Source organism: Sphingomonas rhamnosi (assembly GCF_036663615.1).
Classification (GTDB): Bacteria; Pseudomonadota; Alphaproteobacteria; order Sphingomonadales; family Sphingomonadaceae; genus Sphingomonas.
Map to the genome: position 1 here is coordinate 259,386 of NZ_JAXOJJ010000004.1, position 25,323 is coordinate 284,708.

Below are 25,323 nucleotides of genomic sequence, written 5' to 3' on the forward strand. Positions count from 1 at the left end.
CGCCCACCCCGGCCTTCGCCGGAGTGGGCGCTGTGTCGCGTACTTCGCTTACTTCTTCTTGTTTTTCCGCGCCGCGTACTTCGCGTCGCGCGCGGCCTTCTTGTCGGCTTCGCTCATCACGGTAACCTGCGCGGCGGCAAGTGCCTTGGCCTTTGCGGCCTCGGCTTCGGCCTTCTTCGCTGCCTTGGCATCGGCCTCGGCCTGACGTTTGGCGGCGTTCTTGGCGCGCTCGGCGAGTTCCTTGGCTTCGCGCGCGGCCAGGCGCTCCGCGACCGCCGCCTCGTCGACCGGCGGCTTGGCGCGCAGCGCTTCGAGCGCCTTCTGCTTGGCCTGAGCCGCGCTGTTGGTACGGTCCTGGAAACTGGGATCTTTGAAAGCCATTGTCGTCGATTAGTCCCGTGATGAAAGTCGGTTAGATTTGCATCCATGCCGAAACGCGGACGCGTTTACGCGCGCCTTAAAGCAATGGACGCAAGATCGGAAGCCGCTCCTTTACGCGCTGTGGGCGCCGCGGTCCACCGTCACGAAAGCGTAACGTTTTGGTCCCGAAACCGTCATTGAAATCACATTGAGGCGTCATGAACGACGCCTACCCGCCGTGGGGAGATCGGCAGGGGGGAGCCTGAGTCGATCCATCCAATCAACGATCCGACCCGGGAGTTCCTATGACCAGCTTCAAGCGCCTCAGCCTCGTCCTGCTGACTGGCACCGCAGCACTCGCGCTTTCGGGCTGCGACGGCGCAGACAGCGTAGCGTCGCCGGGTGAGGGCGTCATCGTCGTTCCGGGTACGCCGACGCCGAGCCCAACGCCGAGCCCCACGCCGACCCCGACCGCCGGCACGCCCGCCGCGTCGTGCCCGACCGGCACCACCGACGTCGGCATCCTCGGCAGCTACCGTTCGTGCCGTCTGCCGTCGGTCATTTCGACCGCGCTGTCGCTGCCGAAGGTTGCGGGCGTCGCTTATGAGATCAATGGCCGCGTCGACGTCGGCGTCGACATCGGCGGTGCGGGCTCCGCGCCGGGCGGCATCGCGTCGCAGCTGACGATCGCCGCAGGCTCGCTGATCTATGCGAACACCACCAACGCCGACAACGACTTCCTAGTCGTCAACCGTGGTTCGAAGCTGTTCGCCGAGGGCACCGAGACTCAGCCGATCATCTTCACCGCGCAGGCCAACCTGAGCGGCGGCGTGACCGACGAGTCGCAGGGTCTGTGGGGCGGCATCATCCTCGCTGGCCGCGCACCGGTCTCGAACTGCAACGCGACCGTCGCCGGCGGTTCCGCCGCGTGCGAGAACGTCGTCGAGGGCACCAGTACCGCACTGTACGGCGGCGCGACGCCGACCGACAGCAGCGGCACGGTTCGGTACGTCCAGATCCGCTACTCGGGCACGGTCATCAGCCCGAACAACGAGCTGCAGGGCCTGACGCTCGGCGGCACCGGATCGGGTACGACGATCGACCACGTCCAGATCCACAACAGCTCGGACGACGGCATCGAGATCTTCGGCGGTCGCACCAACCTGCGCTATCTTGCCTTCACCGGCGCGGACGATGACGGCCTGGATACCGATGTCGGCTGGCAGGGTTTTGTCCAGTTCGTGCTGGCGATCCAGAAGCCGACCAACACCACCGGCGACAATTATTCGACCGAGATCGACTCGAACAACAACGAAGACGCGCTGCCGCGCCAGTCGTACAACCTCGCGAACTTCACCTTCATCCATACCTCGACCGCGACCAACGCGGCGATCCGCCTGCGCGGCGGTGCCGACGCGACCTTCGTCAACGGCATCGTCAGCAGCGCAACCGCGGCGTGCCTGAACATCATCGCCGGCGCCGACGCCGGCGGCAAGACCACGATCCGCCCTGCCAATGCGGCGCTTGAAGATAAGGGTCCCCCCATCTTCAACTCAGTCGTGTTTAGCTGCCCGACGCCCTATTCGGAGACCGCCGTCAACGGTGTGACGGTCACCGCCGCCGAGCAGCAGGCGATCTTCCGCGCTGGCAGCAACAACACCGAGGCGGCCGCGGTCGGTTCGGCGGTCACGGGCACCTTCCTGCCCGCCGGCGTGGCCACCACCACGACCGCGTTCAACGCGTCCACGCTGAACCCCGCGGGCTCGTCGTTCCTGGTCAACACAACCTATATCGGTGCGGTCAACGGCACGACCGACACCTGGTATCGCGGTTGGACCTGCAACTCGAACCGCGCGAACTTCGGGACGACCAGCTCGGCCTGCACCGCGCTGCCGACGACCTGACCTGACTGACGACGGTGGGGCGCGGGCGACGGGGGTCGTCCGCGCCACATCGATACTAAACGATCCTCTTGTTGCCGGGGCAGCCATGAAGTCTTCCGTTCTCGTCTCCGTCCTCCTTGCGACGACGACGCTCGTACCCGCCGCTGCGCTGGCGCAATCCGCACCGGCGGGTGGCGGGTCCGCTCCTGCGGGCAGTGTCGTCTCGCCGCAGGCCGGGACACCGGCTGACCCCGCGCAGCAGGCATCCGAGCAGCGGGATCAGGTCGACATCTCGACCCCGGGCAGCAGTGGCGACATGGACGACATCGTCGTCGTCGGCCGCAACATCCCCGATGTCGTCCGCGCGACGCCCGAAGTGGTGAGCGTACTTTCAACCGAAGACATCGCCCGTACCGGCGAAGGCGACATCGCGGGCGCGCTGCAGCGCGTGACTGGCTTGTCCGTGGTCGGCAACGGCTTCGTCTATGTCCGCGGCCTCGGCGATCGCTATTCGTCGTCGCTGCTCAACGGTTCGCCGCTGCCAAGTCCGGAGCCGCTGCGTCGCGTTGTGCCGCTCGACATCTTCCCGACCAACGTTATCGCGTCGGCGCTCGTGCAGAAGAGCTATTCGGTCAACTATCCCGGCGAGTTCGGCGGCGGGGTCATCAATCTGACGACCAAGGCCGTTCCCGAAGAGACGTTCCTGCAGGTCGGTGGGTCGGTCGGCGCGGACACCGTGACGACCAGCGAACTCGGCTACGTCTATGACGGCGGCAAGTATGACGAGTTCGGTTTCGACAGCGGCGAGCGGAAGGTCCCCGGTTTCATCAAGGCCGCCGGTACGAACGGCACCTCGCCGACCTCGGCGCAAGTCACCAGCCTGTCGAATGCGCAGACGACGCTGCTCCAGCGCAACAACCAACTGCCGGCCAATCTGTCCGGTGAGGCAAGCTTTGGCACGTCGGTCGATATCGGCAGCACGCGTGTCGGCGTCATAGCCGCCGCAGGTATCAGCAACACGTGGCGTACCCGCGATACGCGCCAGCAGCTGACCGACGATCCGAACGGCGGCTTGATCAGCGATTTCCAGACCGTGCTGACCGACAACCGCGCGCTGGTGAACGGTTTGCTCGGCTTCGGCGCGGAATTCGGCGAGAACAAGATCCGCTGGACCAATTTGTACATTCACGACACGGTCAAGCAGGGCCGGTTGAGCGTCGGCGACACGTCGAATACCGGTATCCCGTCGTCGTACGGTGTGCCCGCGTTCATCACGCAGAACACCAGCTGGTTCGAACGCCAGCTGATCGACACGCAGCTGGTTGGCGAGTTCAAGTTCGGCAATTTCGCGTTCGATACGCGCGGTAGCTATGCCAAGACCGAGCGCAACTCACCCTATGAGCGGCAGTTCACCTATGAATATGATCCGACGGTCAAGGACTATGTCAACAACCTGGTCGGGCTGCAGAGCGCGTCGGTCGCGTTCAGCGAGTTGAGCGAGGAGCTCTGGTCGGGTCAGGCCAACCTGACCTGGAATGCGCCGTCGGACCGTCCGTTCGCCGTGTCGGTGGGCTATGCCTATAACGACACGTCGCGCGATTCGAGCCGCTTCACCTTCCAATATGCCGGCGCGAACAACTCGGCGCTGTCGCCGGTGGTGGCACAGCTGCGCCCCGATTACCTGCTGTCCGACTATAGCATCCAGACCAACGGTATCTACTTGCGCAACACCTCATCGGATCAGGGTGCTGCGCTCTACGACGCGTCGCTGAAGGTTCACGGCGCCTATGGCCAGGTCGAGGGCGAGATCCTCGACGGTCTGCGGGCCACCGTCGGGGTTCGCTACGAAACGGCGGACGAGCGCGTCAATGCGGGCGCTACGCTCGCCGGCACGCGGTTAAACAACGACTATTTCCTGCCGGCGGTGACGGTCACCTGGAATTTCGCCGAGGACCTGCAGGCGCGCCTGCACTTCTCGAAGACGCTGGCCCGCCCGCAGTTCCGCGAGCTCGCACCGCAGCTGTACCAGGACTTCGATTCGGATCGCCTGTTCACCGGCAACGCGTATCTGAAGGACTCGCAGCTCTATAACGCCGAGGCGCGGACCGAATGGTATTTCGCAAAGGACCAGCGGATCAGCCTGGCCGGCTTCTACAAGCGGATTGAGAATCCGATAGAGGCGGTTGCGTTCTTCCCGAACGCTGATCGTCTGCAGACCGGCTTCGCCAACGCGCCGCAGGCCAAGCTGTACGGCGGCGAGACCGAATTCCAGAAATACATCAATCTCGACATGCTGGGGCCCGACTGGCTCGCGACGCGCCGGCTCGTGCTGATCGCGAACTACACCTACACCCATTCCGCGATCAGTGCGGGCAACCAGCTTATTGCCGGGCCGATCCAGTCGGGATCGCAGGCGCAGTTGACCCCCGCCAACGTGCTGTTCCAGGACGGCGCCCCGCTGGTCGGCCAGTCGGACCATCTGGTGAACCTGCAGCTCGGGATCGAGGATAAGTCGAGCCTGTCGCAGCTGACGCTGTTGTTCAACTATGCGAGCGACCGCGTGACCAACCGCGGCCCGGTCGGCGGCGGCGGCGGCATTCGTCTGCCTGATCTGATCGAAAAGCCCGGTATCCGCTTCGACGTCGTCGCGCGCCAGGGGATCAAGGTGATGGACAAGCAGATCGAGGTGAAGTTCGAGGGCCGCAACCTGACCGGGACCGGCTACCGCGAATATCAGACGTTCAGCAACGGCAACGAAGTCGACATCAACCGCTACAAGCTCGGCCGCGTGTTCACGCTGGGCGCGAGCGTGACGTTCTGACAATCTTGACCCCGGCGAAAGCCGGGGAACAGCTTACGCCCAGACCCGCTCGCGAAACCATTTCGTGATCACGTACTTGACCCCGCTTCGCACCTTCATGCCGTGATGGAGCGTCGCGGGGTTCAGCGTGCCGTCCGGCCGCCGGTTGTTCCACGCGAGCAGCTTGCCGGCCTCCGGTGGCACGATCTTGTCGATCGCCTTGAACCGCGTCGCGCCGCCCGCCTCTGGCGTGTTGAGATAGACCATGACGGTCCAGGTCCGGTTCCCCGCGACCGAGCAATAGCGGTCGTAATCAACGCCGGTAGGCTCGAAATAATCGGTATGGCCTTTGAACTCCTGCCCGACCGCATAGCGCTGCCCCTGCAGCGGTTCGCCGTGTGCACCGGCGAGGCCGGTCAGCGCCGCGATCCGCGCCTCGACGTCGAGGACGACCGGGTCGGTGGCATCGAGATCGCCGGTCTCGCTGGTCCGGTACGCCGCGTCACCGTTCGAATCGGAGATCGTCGAGGGGCGTCGCACCGCGTCGATCCGTTCGATCAACGCCGCGCACAGGTCGGGCGGCAGGAAGTCGCGGCGGATGAACAGGTCGAGCTTGGGGCTCGGCACGCGCTGGACGCCGGGCACGCTCAATCGTGCGACGATTGGCGCCGGGTCGAGACCCGAAGCGGCAGAAAGAAGATCGGTCATCCCGCGCTTTTGCCAAGCACGGGCCCCACACGCAAATATGACAGGACTTTGACGCTGCGGTGTAACATGGCATGCCTACCGGCAGGGATGCGGGACGGAACCACATGCGTTTGAAGCTGGATGCCCGGGCGCGCCGTATCTTGCGGCGGATGCCCGTCGTGAATGTCTATTCCTTGGCCGAACTGGCGCTGATGGCGGCGCTAGCGGTGCAGTGCGCGCGGTTCGTGTGGGTGCTGGCGACGCCGGTGACGCCGCTCGGCGACTGGCGCCCCGCCGCACCGGTGGTCGCGGGCGCGGATATCCTCGGCAGCTTCGACCCGTTCTTCCGCCTCGGCGGTGGCGCGGCGCAGCCCGCCACCGTCACCGCGCTGCAGCTCACGCTGTTCGGCACGCGGATCGACGAGGCGATGGGCGGCGGCTCGGCGATCATCGCAGGGGCCGACGGCATCCAGCAGAGCGTGGCGGTCGGTGCCGAGATTCAGCCCGGCGTGCGCCTGAAATCGGTGGCGTTCGATCATGTCACGATCGAGCGCGGCGGTGCCGACGAGGACCTGTTCCTCGACCAGTCGGGTGCGGTTACGCCCGTGACTCCGGTGACGCCACCGGCTGCAGGCGGCGCGCCAGCCGCGGCCGGCGTCCAGGTCGCCCAGCTCCGTCAGGACATCGGCTTTATCCCCCGCATCGACGCAGGCCGGATCAGCGGTCTGACCGTCCGGCCGCAGGGCACCGGCAACGCGTTTCGCGCGGCGGGTCTCAAGGAGGGCGACGTGATCACGTCGCTCGGCGGGCGCCCGGTTTCGGGGCCCGGCGATCTTGACCGTATCGCCAAGGATTTTGCAGGGGGCGGCAACGTCCCCATCACCCTCGAGCGCGGCCAGGATACGCTGACGCTCGCCATCACGATCGCACCGCCCCAATGAAACCATATCTCGCTTCCCTCGCGGTCGTCGCGATCGCCGCCACCGCGCAGGCACAGACCACGCTCAACGTCCGCGACGCCGATATCCGCGCGTTCATCGCCGATGCTGCGAAGGTGACGGGGCGCACGTTCATCATCGACAACCGCGTATCGGGCAAGGTGACGGTGGTCACCGATCGTCCACTGTCGCGATCCGAATATTTCGAGATATTCCTGTCGACGTTGCGCTCGAACGGGCTGGTCGCGGTGCCGACCTCGAACGGTGCGTTCCGGATCCAGCCGCTCGACAACGCCGCGTCGCAGCCGAGCCGGATCGGCGTGCGCGGCGCGGCGAGGAACAGCTATGTGACCGAGATCGTCCGGCTTCGCTCGATCGACGCGACAAGCGCGGTGGACACGGTCCGGCCCCTGGTCAGCGCACAGGGATCGGTCAGCGCGAACCGCGGCGGCAACAGCTTGGTGATCGTCGATTTCGCCGACAATATCCGCCGCGTCCGCGAAGTGCTGCGCCGGATCGACACCGACAATGCCAGCACGCGCGTGATCGCGCTGAAGAACGCCAGCGCCAAGGAGATCGCGACCGCGTTGCAGGGCCTGATCGGCAGCGGACCGGCAGGGCAGGGCGGTGCCGCCGGTGCAGCCGGAGGTGGCCCGACGGCGTCTGTCGTCGCGGTCGAGGGATCGAACGCAGTGGCGCTCCGCGGCGACTCCGCGACCGTCGCGCGCCTCGCGCAGGTCGCGATCGACCTCGACCAGAAAGCGCGCAACGGCACCGAGATCAAGGTCGTGTTCCTCGAGAACGCCGATGCCGAGCAATTGCTGCCGGTGTTGCAGGAGCTCGTCGGCCAGACCCCGACCCAGCCCACCACCCAGGCGCTGTCGCGCACGAATTTCGGGTCGAGCAGCACCAACGGCAGTTCGGGCTCGCAGGGCAGCCCGCAGCAGCAGATCAGCCAGCCCACCCCCGTCGCATCCGGCGGCGGCTCTGGCACTGGCCAGCCTGCTCTCACCACCGCAGGCGGCAAGACCGCTGCGGTCGTCACGCGTTTCACCGGCGCCAACGCGATCGTCATCGCCGCGCCCGCCGAGATTCAGCGGCAGCTGGCGGAAGTCGTGCGTCAGCTCGACACGCGCCGTGAACAGGTGCTGGTCGAGGCGATCGTTGCGGAGGTTTCCGATACGACCGCAAAGACGCTCGGCGCGCAGTTTATCGTTGGCGATCCAAGCGGCGGGGCGTTCGGGGCATCGACCTTCTCCAATTCCGCGCCCAACATCCTGCAGATCGCCGGCGCGATCGGCGCGACTCAGCTCAACACGTCGAGCACGACGACCACCAACACCGACGGCAGCACCACCACCACCAAGAACACCAGCAGCGCTGCCGATACTCTGCAGCAATCGGCGATCGCGTCGATCCTGGCGGCCAGCGGCGGGTTCGGCGGGTTTGGCGGCAAGATCGGCAGCACCTTCTTCGGCGCGATCATCAACGCGGTGAAGAGCGACAGCCAGTCGAACCTGCTGCAGGTCCCGCACCTCGTCACGCTCGACAACCAGGAGGCCCACAGCCTGGTCGGGCAGGAAATCCCGATCACCACCGGCCGCGCGCTATCGAACAATTTCGACAATGCGTTCCAGACCACGCAGCGCCAGAATGTCGGCATCGAGCTGACCGTGCGCCCGCAGGTCAATTCCAGCGGCACGGTGAAGCTCAACCTGCGCCTGGAGGTCAGCTCGATCGCCGGACCGGTTTCCAGTGATAACAGCGACTTGATCCTCAACAAGCGCGAGGTCGAGACGGTGCGGACCGTCGACGACGGCCAGATCGCGGTGATTTCGGGGCTGCTCGACGATAACGAGCGGCGGACGATCGAGAAGATTCCGTTGCTCGGCGACCTGCCCGTGCTCGGCCATCTGTTCACCTCGAAGGCGAAGCAGCGCGCGAAGACCAACCTGATGATCTTCATCCGCCCGACGATCCTGCGCACCGCGGAGGACAGCCGGCGGCTGACCGAGCAGCGCTATGGCTATGTGCGCCTGCAGCAGGGGTTGCAGGATCCGGGGCAGGAGCCGTCGATCGACCAGCTGGTCCGCGATTACATGGGCGCCGCGCCGCCGATCCCCAGCGCGCCGATCCCGGGTAATATCGAGGATCCGCGGGTCGCGGTGCCGGTGCGGTCGACCACGACCGTGTTCCGGCCGGCGAAGCGATGATGATTGTTCTCGTCCTTCACCGTTCTCCCGCGAAGGCGGGAGTCCAGGAGTCGCCAGCGCTGTCCTCCGTAACCCTGGACTCCCGCCTTCGCGGGAGAACGGCTTGGGGCGAGGTACGATGATCATTCGCGAAGGGACCGCGTTCGAGTTGGTCACCCCCCCGGCGGAGGCCGGGGCCCAATTGGGTGAAGCTGGCGACTTTACAACTGACGTTTCCCGATTGGACCCTGGCCTGCGCCGGGGAACGACGGACGTCGTCGTTGAACCCCTCCCGCAGCTCACGATCCCCTATGCCTTCGCACGCAAATTCGGCGTGGTCGTCGACCACACCGAAACCGATTCCCACCTCGCCATCGCGATGCGCGAAGGCGCGGACCCCAAAGTCCTGCTCGAACTCCGCCGCTATCTCGGCCGCCCGTTCGCGATCGGCATGGTCGACGCGCCCGCCTTTGATCGCCTGCTCTCCAACGTCTATGCGATGGACGGCCAGGCCAACGCGCTCGCCGCGGTGGGGATGGGCGACGAGCTCGACCTGCTCGCAGGCGACATGCCGACCGCGGAGGATCTGCTCGACACCGCCGACGACGCGCCCGCGATCCGCCTGATCAACGGCATCATCGCCGACGCCGCGCGCAACGGCGTGTCGGACATCCATATCGAGCCGTACGAGTCGGGCCTTGTCATCCGGATGCGGATCGATGGCGTGCTCCGCGAGACGCTGCGGATGCCCGCCAACGTCGCGCCCGTCGTCGTCAGCCGAATCAAGGTGATGGCACGGCTCGACATCGCCGAGCGCCGCGTGCCGCAGGACGGTCGCATGGGCCTCACGCTGGGCGGCAAGCTGCTCGACGTCCGCGTCTCCACCCTGCCGAGCCGCGCGGGCGAGCGCGTCGTGCTGCGTATCCTCGACAAGGAGAATGCCGGGATCACGCTGGAGGCGCTTGGCCTGCCGCCGGCACTGTTCGCGCTGCTGCGCGAATCGCTCGCCGAGCCCAACGGGATTATCCTCGTCACCGGGCCGACCGGCTCGGGCAAGACCACGAGTCTCTACGCGGCGCTGCGCCTGCTCAACGATGGCAGCCGTAACATCCTGACCGTCGAGGACCCGGTCGAGTACGCGGTCGACGGCGTCGGCCAGACGCAGGTGAACCCGAAGGTCGGCTTGACCTTCGCGGCCGGCCTGCGCGCGATCCTGCGCCAGGATCCCGACGTCGTCATGGTCGGCGAAATCCGCGACCGCGAGACCGCCGAGATCGCGGTGCAGGCGTCGCTGACCGGGCATCTCGTGCTGTCGACGGTCCACACCAACGACGCGATCGGCGCGATCACGCGCATGCGCGACATGAAGGTCGAGAGCTTCCTGCTCGCCTCGACGCTGCGCGCGGTAATCGCGCAGCGGCTGGTGCGGCGGCTGTGCCCGACCTGTCGGCGCGCGGTGCCGGCGTCGGAGACGGTCGCGCCACTGCTGGGCATTCCCGGCGATTCGGTGGTCTATGTCGCGCAAGGCTGTGACGAGTGCGGGCAGACCGGCTTCAAGGGGCGAATCGGCGTTTTCGAGGCGGTGCGGATCGACGATACGATCCGGCGGCTGATCAACAGCGACGGCGACGAGGGCGCGATCACCGCGCATGCGTTCGCACGGACGCCGAACCTGGCACAGTCCGCGCGGGAGCTGGTGCTGTCCGGGCAGACGACGGCGGAAGAGGCGGTGCGCGTGTCGCGGCGCGATACGACCGAGGTCGAGGATGCGTAATATCCTCCCCGGCACGGGGAGGGGGACCAGCGCAGCTGGTGGAGGGGGCTCTCCGCGAGCGCCCCGCTTGCCGCACGCCCCCTCCACCCCCGCTACGCGGCGGTTCCCCTCCCCGTGCCGGGGAGGAATGCATGGCTGACTTCGATTATCTCGCGATCGACACCCGCGGCGCCGAGAAGCGCGGCCATATCGCCGCGTCCGACATCGATGTTGCCCGCGCGGCGCTCGACGCGCGCAAGCTGTACGTCGTCAAGCTAGCCCCCGGCGCGCCGCCGCAGGCTTCGGCAGGCCGTCCGCTGTTCGGCCTCCAGCTCGGCAAGCCCAAGATGTCGGGCAAGAACCTGACGCTCTTCACGCGCCAGCTCGCGACGCTCAACCGCGTCTCGCCGCTCGAGGAAAGCCTGCGCACGATCACCCGCCAGACCGAGCAGGAGAGCGTCCGCGGGATCGTCGCTGCGGTGCATGCCGGCGTCGTCGAAGGCCGCCGCCTGGCCGACGCCATGGCGCGCGAGCCGAAGAGCTTCCCGCCGCTCTACCGCGCGATGGTCGCGGCGGGTGAGAGCTCGGGCTCGCTGCCGACGATCCTCGACCGGCTGGCTGCGCTGCTCGAACGCCAGGCGGAAATCCGCGGGAAGCTGATCACCGCGCTCGCCTACCCCTCGATCCTCGCGCTCGTCGCGCTGGGCGTCGTCACCGCGCTGATGATGTTCGTGGTGCCACAGGTCGTCGAACAGTTCGACACGGTCGGCCAGCAACTGCCCTTCCTCACCCGCATGGTCATGGCGTTCTCGGCGTTCCTCGTCGGCTATTGGTGGGTGATGCTGCTGGTCGTCGTCGTCGCCGGGCTCGGCGGCTGGCAGGCGCTGAAGAACCCCGATCTGCGGCTCGCGTTCGACAGCTGGCTGCTCCGCATCCCGTTGCTCGGCCGGCTGCTACGCGATCTCCACGCCGCGCGGATGGCGCGCACGCTGGGGACGATGGTCGCGAGCCGCCTGCCGCTCCTCGACGGCCTGAACCTCACCGCCAGCACGATCCACAACCGCCGGCTGCGGCTCGCATCGGACCAGATCGTCGAGGCGATCCGCGGCGGCGGCAGCCTGTCCGCGGCGATGCGCCGCGCGGGCGTCTTCCCGCCTTTGCTCACCTATCTCGCCGCCAGCGGCGAAGCGGCGGGGCGGCTCGACGAGATGCTGGAACGCGCCGCCGACTATCTCGAACGAGAATTCGACCGCTTCACCGCGACCGCGCTGTCGCTGCTCGAACCGCTGATCATCGTCGTGATGGGCGGCATCGTCGCGACGATCGTGCTATCCATTTTGCTCCCGATCCTCCAGCTCAACACGCTGGCAGGCCAATGAGGTTGTTCATGCGTCCCGAAGACAAGAAACGCCGCCGCGAAGCAGGCTTCACGCTCGTCGAGCTGATGGTCGTCATCGTTATCATCGGCCTGCTCGCGACCATCGTCGCGCTCAACGTGCTGCCCTCGGGCGACACTGCGCGAATCCAGAAGGCCAAGGCCGACATCGCACAGATCGAGGGTGGGCTCGAGCTGTACAAGCTGCAGAACATGAGCTTCCCCAACACCTCGCAGGGGCTGAACGCGCTGGTTTCCGCACCGGCCGGGCTAGCCGATCCGTCACGCTATCAGCGTGGCGGCTATCTGAAGAAGCTGCCGGACGATCCCTGGGGTCGTCCGTATCTCTATGCCTCGCCCGGCACGCATGGTGAGGCGGACGTGTGGACCTTCGGCGCCGATGGCAAGGAAGGCGGGCAGGGGATCGATGCCGATATCGGCAGCTGGGAATAACCGCGAGGGTGGCTTTACGCTGGTAGAGTTGATGGTCGTCGTGACGATCATCGGCCTCGCCTCGGCGGCGGTGGTCTGGGCGATGCCCGACCCGCGCGGGCGTGTGCAGGACGAGGCGGTGCGGTTCGCCGCGCGCGTCCGCGCCGCGCATGATTCGGCGATCATCGAGGCGCGACCGGTCAGCGTGTGGGTGACTGGCGGCGGCTATGGCTTCGACCGGCGGCTGGCGGGCGGCTGGGTGCCGATCGCGGAGAAGCCGATGCGCGTCGAACGCTGGAGCGAGGGGACCAAGGCGAGCATCGGCGACGCGTCCGGCCGGGTTCGGGTGACGTTCGATCCCACCGGGCTGACCGATCGTCCGGCGGCGATCCGGCTGGACCGCGATGGGGTGGGCTCGGTGGTCAACATCGATGCCGATGGCAGCGTTCATGCCGATGCGGGGTGAGCTTTCCCGCACCCGTCATGCCGGGTTTGTTCCGGCATCCATGGTTCCGCGTGAGCAGGCAGGTCTGATTGTGCGGAACGATGGACCCCGGAACACGTCCGGGGTGACGGCGCTCTTGGGGCACTCGGGGCTAAACACGCGCCGAAGGGTGGAGCACGGCTTCACGCTCATCGAGATCATGGTCGCGCTCGCCGTCTTCAGCCTTGCGGCGATGGCGCTCGTGCGGCTCGAAAGCGCGACGATCCGGGGGGCGTCGATCCTCGACGATACGCTCGTCGCGCAGATGGTCGCGCGCAATGTGGCGATCGACGCGGTGACCAGCGGCAAACCGCCGACTGCAGGCCGCATCGCCGGGGTCGAGACCAATGGCGGCCGCGCCTGGGCCTGGACGCGGCAGGTGAGCGCGGTCGGCGATGCCGGCGTGCTGCGGATCGACGTGTCGGTCGCGGCGCCCGGCGGCGCGGTGCTCGGCCGGCTGACGATGATCCGCCCGCCGCGGGGCGCGGCATGACGCCGCAGCGGTCCGAAGCCGGTTTTACGCTGGTCGAAGTGATGGTCTCGCTGATGATCTTCGGGATGATCGCGGCGGCGGGGGTCGCGATCCTGTCGTTCAGCGTGCGCGCGCAGGGCACCACCGGCGCGCGGCTCGACGACATGACGGCGCTGACGCGGACCGTATCGATCCTGTCGGCCGATCTCGCCCAGGCGCGGGACCGCAGCGCGCGCGACGAGGCGGGCACGGTGATGCCGGCGTTCGTCGGCCAGAGCGGATCAGGTGCCGCGCCGATGCTGCGCTTCGTCCGCGCAGGATGGAGCAACCTCGACGGTGCGCCGCGCGCGAGCCTGCAGAAGGTCGCCTATCAGGTGCAGGATTCGACGTTGCAGCGGATCGCCTATCCGATGGTCGACGGCGCGCAACCGCTGCCCCCTGCGGTGCTGATGACGCGCGTCCGGCAGGTGGCTCTGCGCTATCGGATCGCGGGCGCCTGGAGCGACCGCTGGGACGGTGCGAGCGGCGTGCCGCTGCCCGATGCGCTCGAACTGCGCGTGCAACGCGACGACGGCACGGTGTTCCGCCAGCTGTTCCTGGTCGGCTCGGGCTATGTACCGACGGAGGATGCCCCCGGTGCGACCGGTTGACCCCGCCGAACGCGGTGCCGCGCTGCTCACCGTGCTGATGCTCGTCGCGATCATCGCGGTGATGGCAGGCGCTGCGCTCGAGAAATTGCGGCTGTCGACCCGGCTCGCGGGCAATGCCGCGGCGGGCGAGCAGGCGCGTGCCTATGCCTATGCCGCCGAGACGATGGCGGTGACCCGGATCGGCTCGATGCTCGGCGCGAACCCCAAGCGCGTGACGCTGGCGGGTGGCTGGAGCGACCGCCCGTTCGGCATGCCGCTGCCCGGTGGCGGCTTTGCGACCGCGCGGGTGCGCGATGGCGGCAATTGCTTCAACCTCAACGGATTGGTTTCGCGAACGTCGACCGGGGCTTATGTTACCCGCGGCGAACAGCGGCCGGTGTTCGTGCGGCTGATGCGGCTGTTGCAAGTCCCCACCCAAGTCGCCGAACAGATCGCCTCGGGTGCGACCGACTGGATCGATAGCGACCAGGACCAGCAGGCGATGGGGGCGGAGGACGGCGCGTATCTTGGGCGCGAGGGCGGGTATCGCACCGCCGGTACGCTGATGAGCGACCCGAGCGAATTGCGCGCGGTCGCGGGGATGACACCGGAAATATATACCACGCTGCGGCCATGGATCTGCACGCTGCCGATCGCGCAGCCGGCGCCGATCAACGTCAACACGCTGTTGCCCGAACAGGCGCCGCTGTTCGCGATGCTACTGCCCGATACGCTCTCCGTCGAGGGAGCGCGGCAACTGATCCTCAAGCGACCGCCGCAGGGCTACGGCGCTACCTCCGAATTCTTCAAGGGCGCAGCGCTGCAAGGCGCGACCGATGCGGGTGCCGAGGGCCAGACCGCGGTCGTGTCGAAATGGTTCGCGCTGGATATCGATGTGACGCTGGGGACGACTCAATTGCAGGAACGTGCCTTGATCGACGCGACACGTCTTCCCGCGCGGCTCGTATCGCGGCAATGGGGCGAGCCATCATGACCACGCTGTTGTTCCTTCCCGCCGGCGAGACCGGCTATCGCTGGATGCGCGTCGTCGACGCCGCGATCGCCTCCGAAGGGCAGGGGGTGCCGGTCGGCGACGATCCCGTGATCGCGGTCGCGCCGGCCGAGGACGTCACGCTCCACTGGGCCGAGCTGCCGTCGCGCAGCCCGGCGCAGGCGACCGCCGCCGCGCGATTGCTGGTCGCCGAGGCGAGTGCTGCGCCGCTCGCCGAACTTCATGTCGCGGTCGGTGACGAAGGGACGGCGGATCGGCCGATCGGCGTGGTCGGCGCGGCACAGATGCGCGACTGGCTGGCGATACTGGCGGCGGACGGGATCGATCCGGTCGCGGTCGTCCCCGCGCCGATGCTGCTGCCGCGTCCGGTCGAGGGCTATGCGCATGCCGCGATCGCAGGGATCGATCTTGTCCGGGGCACGTCGAGCGGTTTCGCCGACGACGCGATGCTGACCCCGCTGATCACCGGTGGCGTGGCGCCGGTTCCGCTTGATCGCGATACGGTGTTGGCCGCGCTGGTGGCGGCGGCCGGTGCGCCCGCGCTCGACCTGCGGCAAGGGCCGTTCGCGCGGCGGCGGCGGTTCGCGCTCGATTGGCCGCTGATCCGGCGGTTGGCGCGGCTGGCGTTGTTAATCCTTGTTGTGACGCTGGCGATCTCGCTGGTACGGATCGCGAAATATAGTTTCGGCGCGGATGCGCTCGAAGCGCAGGCGGATGCGATCGCACGCACCGGGCTGCCGCGCGGCGAAACCGTGACCGACGCGGCGCGTCAGCTCGACGAGCGGCTGTCGCGCGTGCGCGGCCCAGGGCTCGGGTTCAGCGCGACCACCGCCGCGGTGTTCGCGGCGGTCCGCGCGACGCCCGGTACCGAAGTGACCGCGCTCGATTTCCAGGCGAACGGCGATTTGCGGCTGTCGGTCGCGGTGGAGCGCGAGGCGCTGGCGACCGACCTGAAGCGTGCGATCGAATCGGCGGGCTTCACGGTGCGCGCGGGCACGTTCCAGGCGGCGGCAGGCCGCGTGACGGGGGATTTGACGGTGACCGCACGATGACCGCCTTGCGAACCTGGTTCGACGGCCGCGCGCCGCGCGAGAAGAAGTTGTTGCTGGTGATGGTGGCGCTGGCGGTGCTGACGCTGATCTGGGGCGCGATCATCCGCCCCGTCGGCGATGGGCTGTCGAGCGCGCGCGAACGCCATGCCGATGCGGTGACGCGGCTCGGCGAAACGCAGGCGCAGGTCGCGGCGCTGAAGGCGATCCAGCGGGGTCGTCCGCAGCCGCTGACAGGGACGCTCGCCGACGTGGTTCGCATCGAGGCGGACCAGGCGGGCTTCACGCTCGCCAGCCTCGATCAGGACGGCGCGAACGTGCGCGTCGCCATCCAGTCGGCGCGGCCGGCGGCATTGGTCGCGTGGTTGGCCCGGCTTGAACGCATCGGCATCCTCGTCGACTCCGCGGCGATGACGGATAACGGCAACAAGGCGGTCGGCGTATCGCTGGTGCTGAAAGCGCGTGCGGCATGAGGCGGATTCGGTTGCGGACCGCGCCCACCGCGTTGTTCGGCGCGATGCTGGTGGTGGCACTGGTGGTGTTCCTGCCGATGCGTGCCGCGCTCGGCTGGGCGGGCGTTGGCCAGCAAGGGTTTACCGCGCGCAGCGTCAGTGGGACGATCTGGGGCGCGACGTTGCGCGATACACGGTTTGGCGATCTGGCGCTTGGCGACCTGCATGCGCGCCTGTCGCCTTGGCCGCTGCTGCTGGGACGAGCGAAGATCGTACTCGCCGGACCCGAATCGGCAGCGCGGACGCTGCGAGGGTCGGGGAGTATCAGCCGGCATGCGCTCGGCATCGACGACTTGACCGCGACGATCGCCACCGGCGGTGTGTTCGCGCCGGTGCCGGTTTCGGCGCTCGATCTCGACGCGGTTAGCGTGCAATTCCGTGATGGCCGATGCGAGAGCGCCGAGGGTCGGGTCCGTGCGACGCTGGCCGGCGATGTCGGCGGGATCGTCCTGCCGCAGACCGTTGCGGGCAATGCCCGGTGCGAGGGTGACGCCCTGCTGCTGCCGCTGACCAGCCAGGCCGGCACCGAAGGCATTACGCTGCGTATCGACGCGGGTGGCCGCTACCGCGCCGCGCTGTCGCTGCGCCCGTCCGACCCGCTGGCAGCTGCGAAGCTGGAGGCGGCGGGCTTCGTCGCCGGTGGCGGCGGATACCGGCTTTCGATCGAAGGACGCTTCTGAGTCCTTGACGGCACGGCCACCGCCCCGCTAGGGGCAGCGCCTTCGCGGCGATCGTAGTTCAATTGGTTAGAGCGTCGGCTTGTGATGCCGGATGTTGCGGGTTCAAGTCCCGTCGGTCGCCCCATCTTTTCTCCTCAGATTCTCTCCGGGGCATTCCATGACCAGCTGGGGCTTCCCCGACTTCGACGACCACGAAGGCGTCCACCTCTTCACGGACCCGGCATCGGGCCTGCAGGCGGTGATCGCGGTGCATTCGACCGCGCTTGGACCTGCCGCGGGCGGCGCGCGCTTTTGGCATTATGCCGACAGCGACCGCGCGATCACCGATGCGCTGCGCCTCTCGCGCGGCATGAGCTTCAAGAACGCGATGGCTGGGCTCGAACTCGGCGGCGGCAAGGGCGTCGTGCTTGCGGCCAAGCCCGGCGACACGATCACGACGGCGCAGCTCGAGGCGTTCGGCCGCGCGGTCGATTCGCTTGGCGGGCGCTACGTCACCGCTGAGGACGTCGGCATGTCCGAAGAGCGGATGAAGGTGATCGCCAGCCAGACGCGCTATGTCTCCGGCCTGCCGGTCGCGAGCGGTGCCGCCGGCGGCGATCCCGGGCCGTACACCGCGCTCGGCATCTATCTGGGCGTCAAGGCTGCTGCGCAGCGTGGGCTGGGCGCGACCGACATGAAGGGCGTTCGCGTCGCGATCCAGGGCGTCGGTTCGGTCGGCGGCGGGCTTGCGCGGCTGCTCGCGGCTGACGGCGCCGTGCTGACGCTGGCGGACGTCAACGAGGGTCGTGCGCAGGCACTGGCCGGTGAACTCGGCGCGACGGCGGTGGCGGCCGAGGCGATCCTGACTACCGACGCCGACATCTTCAGCCCGAACGCGCTGGGTGCGATCCTGACCGAGGCGTCGATCGGCGCGCTCAAGGCCAAGGTCGTCGCCGGCGGTGCCAACAACCAGCTGAGCGTCCGCGAGGACGGTCGCCGCGTGCATGAGCGCGGCATCCTTTATGCGCCCGACTATGTCATCAACGCGGGCGGCATCATCAATGTCGGGCTCGAATATCTTGGCCACGGCGACGAGGCCGAGGTGAAGGCGCGGATCGCGCGGATCCCTGAACGGCTGGTCCAGGTGTGGGACGAGAGCGACCGCACGGGTGAGCCCGCCTCCGACGTCGCCGATTCGATCGCGCGCAAACTGATCGGCCGGTAGCGGTTCGAAAGCTGTGGACCTCGATTTTCCCGGGGTCCACGGACTTGGACACGAAGCACTGCAACTCTCGCGTGACGTCCCGCATTTTTGTCCATAAGATCGGTGCCAGTGCCGACGCTTCACGCCTTTGCCAATCCCGCGCGCTTCCTGACCATCGCCAGGCCGCTGACACCCGTACTCTTTTGGGCAGGGGTCTTGTTGGTCGCGATTGGATGCTGGGCCGGTCTGACGCAGACGCCGCCAGACTATCTCCAGGGCGAGACCGTGCGGATCCTCTACATCCATGTTCCCGCCGCGTGGCTTGGGATGGGCGGGTGGAGCGGGATCGCCATTTCCAGCATCGCGTTCCTCGTCTGGCGGCATCCGCTGGCCAGCGTCGCGGCGCGCGCGATCGCGATGCCCGGCGCGGTGTTCGCGATCATCTGCCTGGTTACCGGCTCGATCTGGGGCCGGCCGACCTGGGGGACGTGGTGGCAATGGGACGGGCGGCTGACGTCGATGCTGCTGCTCGTGTTCGTCTATCTCGGTTACATGGCGCTGGCGCGTGCCGATGCGGACCGGGGCGGGGACGGGCGCGTGCCGGCGATCTACGGCATCGCGGGATCGGTGTTGCTGCCGATCATCCGCTATTCGGTGGTGTGGTGGAACACGCTGCACCAGGGGCCGAGCATCGGGTTGCGCAGTTCTACGATCGCGGGCTCGATCCTGTGGCCGCTGCCGATCATGCTGGTTGGGTTCACACTCGTCTTCGCGGCGATCGTATTGATGCGGATGCGTGCAATGCTGGCGACGTCGAAGGCAGAGGCGCGGATGCGCCGGATGGCGACCGCATGAGCCCTTGGCCCTTCATCACCGCCGCCTATGCGCTGACCATGGGCGGCGGCGCGGTGCTCGCGCTGCTGAGTTATCTCGCCATGCGGCGCGCCGAACGATGAAGGCTAAGCATCAACGCCTTACCTTGGCATTGCTCGCGCTGGCGGCGGTCGTGATCGCGGGCCTCCTCGCGCTATCGGCGCTGAAGGATCAGGCCGCATTCTTCTATGCGCCATCCGACGTGCGTCGCGACAGGTTGCCGCTCGGCCGTGCGGTTCGGTTGGGCGGCATGGTCGAGGGCGGATCTGTCAAGCGCGCTGCGGATGGCGTCACCGTCCATTTCGTCGTCACCGACGGCAGGGCGACCACGCCGGTCGTGTTCGCCGGGATCGTCCCCGACCTGTTCCGCGAGAAATCGGGCGTCGTGGCCGAAGGGACGTTCCAGTCGAACGGCAGCTTCGTTGCGTCGAACCTGCTGGCCAAGCACGACGAAAAATACATGCCCCCTGAAATGGCGGGCAAGATGCACGAGACGAAAACCCTGAAATGATGGCCGAAGCAGGACTTGCGGCGCTGTGGTTCGCCGGCGCCTTGGCGGCGCTGCAACTGGCGATGGCGGCGATCGCGGTCGCGCGCGGCGGCGACGAGGTGACCGCCGCGGTGCGGCCGGTCGCGATCGTGCAGGGGCTGCTGGCTTTGCTGGCGATGGCGCTGCTGATCGGCGTGTTCCTCGACTCCGACATGTCGGTGAAGCTGGTCGTCGAGAACAGCCATTCGGCCAAGCCGTGGATCTACAAGTTCGCCGGCGCGTGGGGCAATCACGAGGGCTCGATGCTGCTCTGGGTGACGATCCTGGGGCTGGCGGGCGGCGCCGTCGCGCTGCTCGAACGGTCGCTGCCCGAGCGCACGCTGATCGCGACTCTCGGCGCGCAGGCGGCGATCGCGCTCGGCTTCTACGCTTTCCTGCTGTTCTCCTCGAACCCGTTCGCGCGGATCAGCCCTGCGCCTGCCGATGGCATCGGGCTCAATCCGCTGCTGCAGGACCCCGGCTTGGCCTTCCATCCGCCGACGCTCTACACCGGCTATGTCGGGCTGTCGGTCGCCTTCTCGTTCGCCGTCGGGGCGCTGGTGACGCGCGATGTCGGCCCGGCCTTCGCGCGCGCGATGCGGCCCTGGGTGCTGATCGCCTGGATTTTCCTGACGCTCGGCATCACCGCGGGCTCCTATTGGGCCTATTACGAGCTGGGCTGGGGTGGCTGGTGGTTCTGGGATCCGGTCGAGAACGCGTCGCTGATGCCGTGGCTCGCAGCCACCGCCTTGCTGCATTCGGTGACGGTGCTGGCGACCCGCGACGGCTTGCGCGCCTGGACCGTCATGCTGGCGGTCGTCGCGTTTTCGATGTCGATGATCGGGACGTTCCTGGTCCGATCGGGAATCCTGACCAGCGTGCACGCCTTCGCGGTCGACCCGGAGCGTGGCGCGTTCATCCTCGCGCTGCTCGCCATCTATATCGGCGGTGCGTTCGCACTGTTCGCGGCGCGGATGGGCACGGTGCGCGCGGGTACGACGTTCGAACCGGTCAGCCGCGAGGGCGGGCTGGTCGCCAACAACCTGTTGCTCTCGGTGATCCTAGGTATCGTGCTGATCGGCACGATGTATCCGATCGTCGCGGCGGGCTTCGGTGTGCAGCTGTCGGTGGGGCCGCCGTTCTTCAACAAGGCGGCGGGGCCGATCGCCTTGATACTGGTCGCGGTGATGGCGGTCGGGCCGTTGCTGCGCTGGCGTCACGACGATGCGCGCGCCGTCGTTCGCCGCGCTGCCGGGCCGATCGCGGTCACCATACTCGTGGCAGTGGCGCTGCTGTTCGTCTGGCCGGGCGTTTTACCCTGGGCGGGGCTGTCGCTCGCCGCGGGTCTCGCGGTTGCCAGCGTGGCACCGCTGTGGAAGCGCAACCTGCGCCGCACGCCGCTTTTCACCTACGGCATGGTGATCGCGCATCTGGGCATCGCGGTCAGCCTGGCGGGCATGGCGTCCGACAGCGCCTTCACCAAGGAAACGTTGGTCGCGGTGCGTGCGGGCGAATCGGCGCGGGTCGGCCCGTACACCGTGACGCTCGACGGCATATCGCCGCGGATCGGTGAGAACTGGTCGGCGCTGGAAGCCAGGCTGACCGCGTCGCGCGGCGACACCACGCGCGTGCTGCATCCGCAGCTGCGCTTCTTCGCCAATCCGCCGACCAACACCAACGAAAGCGCGATCCTGACCGTGCTCGACGGACAGCTCTACACCGTGCTCGGGCAGCCCGACGCACAGGGGCGCTGGCAACTGCGGCTGTGGTGGAAGCCGCTGGTGACTCTGATCTGGCTCGGCGGTGCGCTGATCGCGTTCGGCGGGCTGTTGTCGCTGATCGGCCGCGCGCGGCGCGCGCGGCGCACGGCGATGCGGGAATCGTGGGCATGAAGCGGTTCGCGCTCTGGGCACCGCTGGCGATCTTTGCGCTGCTGTTCGCGGTGGTCGCGAGCGGGCTGATCCGACCGGCGAGCAAGACGATCAAGTCGGCCATGGTCGGCAAGCCGCTGCCGCACTTCGCCCTGCCGCCGATCGTCGCGGACAAGCCGGGAGTGGCGAGCGCGACGTTCGGGCAGGGCCAGCCGCGTTTGCTCAACGTCTTCGCGAGCTGGTGCGTGCCGTGCATCGCGGAAGCGCCGCAGCTGATGCGGTTGAAGGCGCTGGGCGTGCCGATCGATGGACTTGCGGTGCGCGACACGGGTACGGCGGTCGCGGCATTCCTGAAGCGCAACGGCGATCCCTATGCGCGGATCGGCAGCGATGCGCAGAGCGCGGTGCAGCTGTCGCTCGGCTCGTCTGGCGTGCCCGAGACGTTCGTGATCGACGGGCGCGGGGTCGTGGTGAAGCAGCATATCGGCGATATCCGGGCGGACGACGTGGCGGCGATCCTGCAGGCCGTGAAGGACGCGCGATGAGGTTTGCGCGCGCCCTTCATGCCGGACTGGTTCGAGCATCCGCCGTGCCGCTGGGTTCGCGGCGTCATGGATCCCGGATCAAATCCGGGATGACGATCGGTTTCATTTTGCTGTCGGGGATCGCGTCCGCGCAGCCTTCGACGCCGCCCGCTCCCTATGCGAACAAGCAACTTGCCGATCCCGCCAAGGAGGCGTCGGCCAAGGCGCTCATGGAGACGCTGCGCTGCCTCGTCTGCCAGGGGCAGTCGATCGCGGACAGCGACGCCGACATGGCGGCCGACATGCGTGCGCTGGTACGCGAGCGGATCGAGGGCGGCGAGAAGCCCGAATCGGTCCGTGCCTGGCTGATCGCCCGCTACGGCGACTACGTCACCTATGATCCGCCGCTGACGGGCCTGACGTGGCCGCTATGGCTTGCACCGATCGCCTTGCTCGCGGTCGGCGCGTGGATCGCGCGATCAAGCTTCCACCGGAGGGCGCGCTGATGGGCTGGGTTGCTCTTGCAGCGATCGGTGCGGCGGCATTTGGCCTGCTCACATTGCTGAAGGTCGATCGGCTGTTGTGGACGATGGTCGGCGCGGCGCTAATGCTCGGCGGCGCGGGCTATGCGCTGCAGGGCCGGCCGTCGCTGCCGGCGAACCCCGTCGTCACCGCGCTGGCGCCGTCGCCGGTGGATGGCGAGTTGACCGACCTGCGCGACCGCATGCTCGAACGCTACACGGGGGCGGCCGCCTATCTGGTTGCCGCGGACGCGATGACGCGCGCGGGCGACCGGCGTGCCGCGGTGCAGGTACTGCTCGGCGGCCTTCGGGTCGCGCCGCGGAGCCTGGTGCTGTGGACCGGTCTGGGTGGGGCGCTGGCGGCGCATGACGGCAATCAAGTGTCTCCCGCCGCGCTGTTCGCATTCCAACAGGCGATGCGGATAGCGCCGCGTCATCCGGCACCGCCGTTCTTTCTAGGGCTGGCCTATGTTCGTACGGGCGATCTGGAGACCGCGCGGCCCTATTGGGCACGGGCGCTGTCGCTGACGCCGCCGACCGTCTCGTACCATGACGACATTGCGATCAGGCTGGCGTTGCTCGACCGGGTGCTCGCGACGCCAGATGCACCGGAACTGCAGTAGCAGGCTGCGGGTACCCGAAGCGGTATCGCGTCAGGCTGCAGCGGCGGAAAGGACTGTCCGGCGCTCCCCATTGTGTGGCACGTGATGCGCATGAAAGACTTTAATATCGACGCCTTCGTCGCCGCCACGCTCAGCGAGGATCTCGGGACGCTCGGCGACATCACCTCGGCCGCAGTGATCCCCGCGGAGGCGCGGTTTACCGGCGTGATGGACAGCCGCGACCCGATCGTGGTCGCAGGTCTGGAACTGGCCGAGGCGTTTTTCCGCACGCTCGACCCCGCCGTCCGTATCGAGCGGCTGGTCGAGGACGGGCAACAGGTGCCGGCAGGGACCGAACTTCTGCGACTGGAAGGGCTAGCACGCGCGATGCTCACCGCCGAACGATCCGCGCTCAACACGGTCCAGCATTTGTCGGGTATCGCGACGATGACGCGCGGTTATGTCGAGGCGATCCGCGGCACCGGGGCGATCCTGCTCGATACGCGCAAGACCATTCCCGGGCTTCGCCTCCTCGAGAAATACGCGACCCGGATGGGCGGCGCGCAGAATCACCGGATGGGGCTGTGGGACGCGGCGATGATCAAGGACAACCATGTCGCGGTCGCCGGCGGCGTGGGCGAAGCTGTGCGGCGCGCCAAGGCCGCGCGGATCGCGCAAATCATCGTCGAGGTCGACCGTATCGAGCAGATCGAACCGGCACTGGCGGCGGGCGCGACGCACCTGCTGCTCGACAACATGGCGCCGCCCATGCTGCGCGAAGCGGTGACTCTGGTCGGCGGACGCGTGCCGACTGAGGCGTCGGGTGGGGTCCGTCTCGACACGATCCGTGCGATCGCCGAAACCGGCGTGACCTATGTGTCGGTGGGCCGGTTGACGCAGTCGGCACCGGCGGCCGATATCGGTCTCGACTTTGCGGCTGCCTGAGGGGGAAGAGCCATGATCCGTACCGTTACCGCCGCCATCGGCATCGCGTTTCTCGCGCCCGGCATTGCCCAGGCCCAGGCCTATAGCTGCTCCATCCCGGCCGGCGGGCTATTGGTCCGCCCCGATCTGCCCTCCGCAGAGCAACCGGCGCGCACTATCCCGATCGGCGGCTATACGCTGGCGGTCACCTGGGGCCCGCAATATTGCCGCGACAACGGCGACCGGCCGGGATCACGCCTGCAATGCGGCAGCGGCAACCGGTTCGGGTTCACGTTGCACGGTCTGTGGCCGGACGGCGTGGGCAAGACGTGGCCGCAATATTGCCGCGCCGCGGGTATCGTCCCGCAACCGGTAATCCGCGCGCACCTTTGCGCGACCCCGTCGGCGCAGCTGATGCAGCATGAATGGGCCAAGCACGGCACCTGCATGCCTGGCTATCGTCCTGCCAAGTTCTTCGGTCAATCGGGGGCGCTCTATGCTAGGCTGCGCTATCCCGACATGGACGCACTGTCGCGGACGCCGTTGACCGCCGGGCGGTTCGCCGCCGCCATGGCACGGGCGAACCCGGGGCTGGGCGCGACGATGATGCGGGTTACCGCGACCAAGCAAGGTTGGCTCGACGAGGTTTGGATCTGCCTTGACCGGCGATTCCGGTACCGGCGTTGCCCGGTGCATCAGGGCGGACTGGCGCCTGCCGCAACGCTCAAGATCTGGCGGGGCGGACGCTAGGACCGATCAACTGGGCTTCTGACCGGTGGTCGTCATCCGATAGGTGTTCCGGAACTGGTCTGCCCCCTCTGCGGTGTAGTCATCGAAGCGTTTCCAGGCGTCTTTGGTATTGCAGACGCGCGTCGCCATGATCGACCCCGTCGGCATCAAGGAACGACAGGTCTTCTTTTCTTTGGCGGGCGGCACCTCGGCTTTGGACGCTTCTTGTGCGGCTGCGGAGGCACATAACAACGCAGACGCTGCGACCATCATGACGGACGTCGAATATCTCATGTTGCGCTCCCCGTG

Annotated in this window: 26 protein-coding genes and 1 tRNA gene; 24 read left to right on the forward strand and 3 right to left on the reverse strand. The window is 67.6% G+C overall.

Features of this window, described 5'->3' with window-relative positions; genetic code table 11:
- Positions 1 to 48: 48 nt before the first annotated feature.
- Positions 49 to 381 carry a DUF6481 family protein gene (locus tag U1701_RS10860; protein ID WP_332782583.1) on the reverse strand — a complete coding sequence of 111 codons (333 nt, stop codon included), beginning with the start codon at positions 379 to 381 and terminating at the stop codon, positions 49 to 51.
- A 284-nt stretch (positions 382 to 665) separates the two neighbouring features.
- Here U1701_RS10860 and U1701_RS10865 point away from each other — a divergent pair, with 284 nt between their 5' ends.
- Positions 666 to 2,264: a beta-helix domain-containing protein gene (locus U1701_RS10865; protein WP_332782584.1), complete on the forward strand. Its 1,599-nt coding sequence runs from the start codon at positions 666 to 668 to the stop codon at positions 2,262 to 2,264.
- A gap of 85 nt (positions 2,265 to 2,349) precedes the next feature.
- Positions 2,350 to 5,064: a TonB-dependent receptor domain-containing protein gene (locus U1701_RS10870; RefSeq protein WP_332782585.1), complete on the forward strand. Its 2,715-nt coding sequence runs from the start codon at positions 2,350 to 2,352 to the stop codon at positions 5,062 to 5,064.
- A 33-nt stretch (positions 5,065 to 5,097) separates the two neighbouring features.
- Here U1701_RS10870 and U1701_RS10875 read toward each other — a convergent pair whose 3' ends face one another.
- Complete coding sequence (locus U1701_RS10875; RefSeq protein WP_332782586.1) at positions 5,098 to 5,751, reverse strand: prolyl hydroxylase family protein; 654 nt, start codon at positions 5,749 to 5,751, stop codon at positions 5,098 to 5,100.
- Between the two features lie 149 nt (positions 5,752 to 5,900).
- On the opposite strand from U1701_RS10875, the gene U1701_RS10880 reads away from it, so the two are divergent.
- From U1701_RS10880 to U1701_RS10985, 22 genes are all read left to right on the forward strand, one after another.
- Positions 5,901 to 6,671, forward strand: coding sequence for a type II secretion system protein N (locus tag U1701_RS10880; protein ID WP_332782587.1), 771 nt, complete (start codon positions 5,901 to 5,903; stop codon positions 6,669 to 6,671).
- On the forward strand, positions 6,668 to 8,881 hold the full coding sequence (gspD, locus tag U1701_RS10885; protein WP_332782588.1) for a type II secretion system secretin GspD: 2,214 nt from the start codon (positions 6,668 to 6,670) through the stop codon (positions 8,879 to 8,881). Before U1701_RS10880 ends, gspD begins: the two co-directional genes overlap by 4 nt.
- Positions 8,882 to 8,999: 118 nt before the next feature.
- Positions 9,000 to 10,634: a GspE/PulE family protein gene (locus U1701_RS10890; protein WP_332782589.1), complete on the forward strand. Its 1,635-nt coding sequence runs from the start codon at positions 9,000 to 9,002 to the stop codon at positions 10,632 to 10,634.
- Positions 10,635 to 10,765: 131 nt separating this feature from the next.
- On the forward strand, positions 10,766 to 11,992 hold the full coding sequence (gene gspF / locus U1701_RS10895; RefSeq protein ID WP_332782590.1) for a type II secretion system inner membrane protein GspF: 1,227 nt from the start codon (positions 10,766 to 10,768) through the stop codon (positions 11,990 to 11,992).
- Positions 11,993 to 12,000: 8 nt separating this feature from the next.
- The gene (gene gspG / locus U1701_RS10900) at positions 12,001 to 12,441 is read left to right on the forward strand and encodes a type II secretion system major pseudopilin GspG (RefSeq protein WP_332782591.1); all 441 of its coding nucleotides are present in this window, start codon (positions 12,001 to 12,003) and stop codon (positions 12,439 to 12,441) included.
- Complete coding sequence (locus tag U1701_RS10905; RefSeq protein WP_332782592.1) at positions 12,416 to 12,886, forward strand: GspH/FimT family pseudopilin; 471 nt, start codon at positions 12,416 to 12,418, stop codon at positions 12,884 to 12,886. Before gspG ends, U1701_RS10905 begins: the two co-directional genes overlap by 26 nt.
- Before the next feature lie 103 nt (positions 12,887 to 12,989).
- Positions 12,990 to 13,397 (forward strand): type II secretion system minor pseudopilin GspI, encoded by a 408-nt coding sequence (gene gspI, locus U1701_RS10910; protein WP_332782593.1) that lies wholly within the window; start codon positions 12,990 to 12,992, stop codon positions 13,395 to 13,397.
- Entirely contained in the window at positions 13,394 to 14,026 is a 633-nt protein-coding gene (gene gspJ, locus U1701_RS10915; protein WP_332782594.1) for a type II secretion system minor pseudopilin GspJ, read from the forward strand. Before gspI ends, gspJ begins: the two co-directional genes overlap by 4 nt.
- Positions 14,004 to 14,999 (forward strand): type II secretion system minor pseudopilin GspK, encoded by a 996-nt coding sequence (gene gspK, locus U1701_RS10920; protein ID WP_332782595.1) that lies wholly within the window; start codon positions 14,004 to 14,006, stop codon positions 14,997 to 14,999. The genes gspJ and gspK overlap by 23 nt, the downstream gene beginning before the upstream one ends.
- Positions 14,996 to 16,069 carry a type II secretion system protein GspL gene (gspL, locus tag U1701_RS10925; RefSeq protein WP_332782596.1) on the forward strand — a complete coding sequence of 358 codons (1,074 nt, stop codon included), beginning with the start codon at positions 14,996 to 14,998 and terminating at the stop codon, positions 16,067 to 16,069. Before gspK ends, gspL begins: the two co-directional genes overlap by 4 nt.
- Positions 16,066 to 16,539, forward strand: coding sequence for a type II secretion system protein M (locus U1701_RS10930; RefSeq protein WP_332782597.1), 474 nt, complete (start codon positions 16,066 to 16,068; stop codon positions 16,537 to 16,539). The genes gspL and U1701_RS10930 overlap by 4 nt, the downstream gene beginning before the upstream one ends.
- Complete coding sequence (gene gspN / locus U1701_RS10935; protein ID WP_332782598.1) at positions 16,536 to 17,258, forward strand: type II secretion system protein N; 723 nt, start codon at positions 16,536 to 16,538, stop codon at positions 17,256 to 17,258. Before U1701_RS10930 ends, gspN begins: the two co-directional genes overlap by 4 nt.
- A gap of 47 nt (positions 17,259 to 17,305) precedes the next feature.
- A tRNA-His gene (locus U1701_RS10940) sits at positions 17,306 to 17,382 on the forward strand.
- A gap of 33 nt (positions 17,383 to 17,415) precedes the next feature.
- Positions 17,416 to 18,462, forward strand: a complete 1,047-nt coding sequence (locus tag U1701_RS10945) for a Leu/Phe/Val dehydrogenase (protein WP_332782599.1) — start codon at positions 17,416 to 17,418, stop codon at positions 18,460 to 18,462.
- A gap of 108 nt (positions 18,463 to 18,570) precedes the next feature.
- Complete coding sequence (gene ccmC / locus U1701_RS10950) at positions 18,571 to 19,296, forward strand: heme ABC transporter permease CcmC (protein ID WP_332782600.1); 726 nt, start codon at positions 18,571 to 18,573, stop codon at positions 19,294 to 19,296.
- A gap of 97 nt (positions 19,297 to 19,393) precedes the next feature.
- A complete protein-coding gene (ccmE, locus tag U1701_RS10955) occupies positions 19,394 to 19,825 on the forward strand; it encodes a cytochrome c maturation protein CcmE (protein ID WP_332782601.1) in 432 nt (143 codons plus the stop codon).
- The gene (locus tag U1701_RS10960; protein ID WP_332782602.1) at positions 19,822 to 21,735 is read left to right on the forward strand and encodes a heme lyase CcmF/NrfE family subunit; all 1,914 of its coding nucleotides are present in this window, start codon (positions 19,822 to 19,824) and stop codon (positions 21,733 to 21,735) included. Before ccmE ends, U1701_RS10960 begins: the two co-directional genes overlap by 4 nt.
- The gene (locus U1701_RS10965; protein ID WP_332782603.1) at positions 21,732 to 22,259 is read left to right on the forward strand and encodes a redoxin family protein; all 528 of its coding nucleotides are present in this window, start codon (positions 21,732 to 21,734) and stop codon (positions 22,257 to 22,259) included. Before U1701_RS10960 ends, U1701_RS10965 begins: the two co-directional genes overlap by 4 nt.
- Positions 22,260 to 22,348: 89 nt before the next feature.
- Positions 22,349 to 22,744 carry a cytochrome c-type biogenesis protein gene (locus U1701_RS10970; protein WP_332782604.1) on the forward strand — a complete coding sequence of 132 codons (396 nt, stop codon included), beginning with the start codon at positions 22,349 to 22,351 and terminating at the stop codon, positions 22,742 to 22,744.
- The gene (locus U1701_RS10975; RefSeq protein ID WP_332782605.1) at positions 22,744 to 23,382 is read left to right on the forward strand and encodes a tetratricopeptide repeat protein; all 639 of its coding nucleotides are present in this window, start codon (positions 22,744 to 22,746) and stop codon (positions 23,380 to 23,382) included. The genes U1701_RS10970 and U1701_RS10975 overlap by 1 nt, the downstream gene beginning before the upstream one ends.
- A gap of 90 nt (positions 23,383 to 23,472) precedes the next feature.
- Entirely contained in the window at positions 23,473 to 24,306 is an 834-nt protein-coding gene (gene nadC, locus U1701_RS10980; RefSeq protein WP_443026035.1) for a carboxylating nicotinate-nucleotide diphosphorylase, read from the forward strand.
- A 12-nt stretch (positions 24,307 to 24,318) separates the two neighbouring features.
- Positions 24,319 to 25,035: a ribonuclease T2 family protein gene (locus tag U1701_RS10985; protein WP_332782606.1), complete on the forward strand. Its 717-nt coding sequence runs from the start codon at positions 24,319 to 24,321 to the stop codon at positions 25,033 to 25,035.
- A 6-nt stretch (positions 25,036 to 25,041) separates the two neighbouring features.
- On the opposite strand, the gene U1701_RS10990 is transcribed toward U1701_RS10985, so the two are convergent.
- A complete protein-coding gene (locus U1701_RS10990; RefSeq protein ID WP_332782607.1) occupies positions 25,042 to 25,308 on the reverse strand; it encodes a hypothetical protein in 267 nt (88 codons plus the stop codon).
- Positions 25,309 to 25,323: the final 15 nt, after the last annotated feature.

What these genes read in the sequence shown, in the direction of transcription:
- U1701_RS10860 (WP_332782583.1), bottom strand. Translation starts at nt 381, where the DNA reads ATGGCTTTCAAAGATCCCAGTTTCCAGGACCGTACCAACAGCGCGGCT.
- U1701_RS10865 (WP_332782584.1), top strand. Translation starts at nt 666, where the DNA reads ATGACCAGCTTCAAGCGCCTCAGCCTCGTCCTGCTGACTGGCACCGCA.
- U1701_RS10870 (WP_332782585.1), top strand. Translation starts at nt 2,350, where the DNA reads ATGAAGTCTTCCGTTCTCGTCTCCGTCCTCCTTGCGACGACGACGCTC.
- U1701_RS10875 (WP_332782586.1), bottom strand. Translation starts at nt 5,751, where the DNA reads ATGACCGATCTTCTTTCTGCCGCTTCGGGTCTCGACCCGGCGCCAATC.
- U1701_RS10880 (WP_332782587.1), top strand. Translation starts at nt 5,901, where the DNA reads ATGCCCGTCGTGAATGTCTATTCCTTGGCCGAACTGGCGCTGATGGCG.
- gspD (WP_332782588.1), top strand. Translation starts at nt 6,668, where the DNA reads ATGAAACCATATCTCGCTTCCCTCGCGGTCGTCGCGATCGCCGCCACC.
- U1701_RS10890 (WP_332782589.1), top strand. Translation starts at nt 9,000, where the DNA reads ATGATCATTCGCGAAGGGACCGCGTTCGAGTTGGTCACCCCCCCGGCG.
- gspF (WP_332782590.1), top strand. Translation starts at nt 10,766, where the DNA reads ATGGCTGACTTCGATTATCTCGCGATCGACACCCGCGGCGCCGAGAAG.
- gspG (WP_332782591.1), top strand. Translation starts at nt 12,001, where the DNA reads ATGCGTCCCGAAGACAAGAAACGCCGCCGCGAAGCAGGCTTCACGCTC.
- U1701_RS10905 (WP_332782592.1), top strand. Translation starts at nt 12,416, where the DNA reads ATGCCGATATCGGCAGCTGGGAATAACCGCGAGGGTGGCTTTACGCTG.
- gspJ (WP_332782594.1), top strand. Translation starts at nt 13,394, where the DNA reads ATGACGCCGCAGCGGTCCGAAGCCGGTTTTACGCTGGTCGAAGTGATG.
- gspK (WP_332782595.1), top strand. Translation starts at nt 14,004, where the DNA reads ATGCCCCCGGTGCGACCGGTTGACCCCGCCGAACGCGGTGCCGCGCTG.
- gspL (WP_332782596.1), top strand. Translation starts at nt 14,996, where the DNA reads ATGACCACGCTGTTGTTCCTTCCCGCCGGCGAGACCGGCTATCGCTGG.
- U1701_RS10930 (WP_332782597.1), top strand. Translation starts at nt 16,066, where the DNA reads ATGACCGCCTTGCGAACCTGGTTCGACGGCCGCGCGCCGCGCGAGAAG.
- gspN (WP_332782598.1), top strand. Translation starts at nt 16,536, where the DNA reads ATGAGGCGGATTCGGTTGCGGACCGCGCCCACCGCGTTGTTCGGCGCG.
- U1701_RS10945 (WP_332782599.1), top strand. Translation starts at nt 17,416, where the DNA reads ATGACCAGCTGGGGCTTCCCCGACTTCGACGACCACGAAGGCGTCCAC.
- ccmE (WP_332782601.1), top strand. Translation starts at nt 19,394, where the DNA reads ATGAAGGCTAAGCATCAACGCCTTACCTTGGCATTGCTCGCGCTGGCG.
- U1701_RS10960 (WP_332782602.1), top strand. Translation starts at nt 19,822, where the DNA reads ATGATGGCCGAAGCAGGACTTGCGGCGCTGTGGTTCGCCGGCGCCTTG.
- U1701_RS10965 (WP_332782603.1), top strand. Translation starts at nt 21,732, where the DNA reads ATGAAGCGGTTCGCGCTCTGGGCACCGCTGGCGATCTTTGCGCTGCTG.
- U1701_RS10970 (WP_332782604.1), top strand. Translation starts at nt 22,349, where the DNA reads ATGACGATCGGTTTCATTTTGCTGTCGGGGATCGCGTCCGCGCAGCCT.
- U1701_RS10975 (WP_332782605.1), top strand. Translation starts at nt 22,744, where the DNA reads ATGGGCTGGGTTGCTCTTGCAGCGATCGGTGCGGCGGCATTTGGCCTG.
- nadC (WP_443026035.1), top strand. Translation starts at nt 23,473, where the DNA reads ATGAAAGACTTTAATATCGACGCCTTCGTCGCCGCCACGCTCAGCGAG.
- U1701_RS10985 (WP_332782606.1), top strand. Translation starts at nt 24,319, where the DNA reads ATGATCCGTACCGTTACCGCCGCCATCGGCATCGCGTTTCTCGCGCCC.
- U1701_RS10990 (WP_332782607.1), bottom strand. Translation starts at nt 25,308, where the DNA reads ATGAGATATTCGACGTCCGTCATGATGGTCGCAGCGTCTGCGTTGTTA.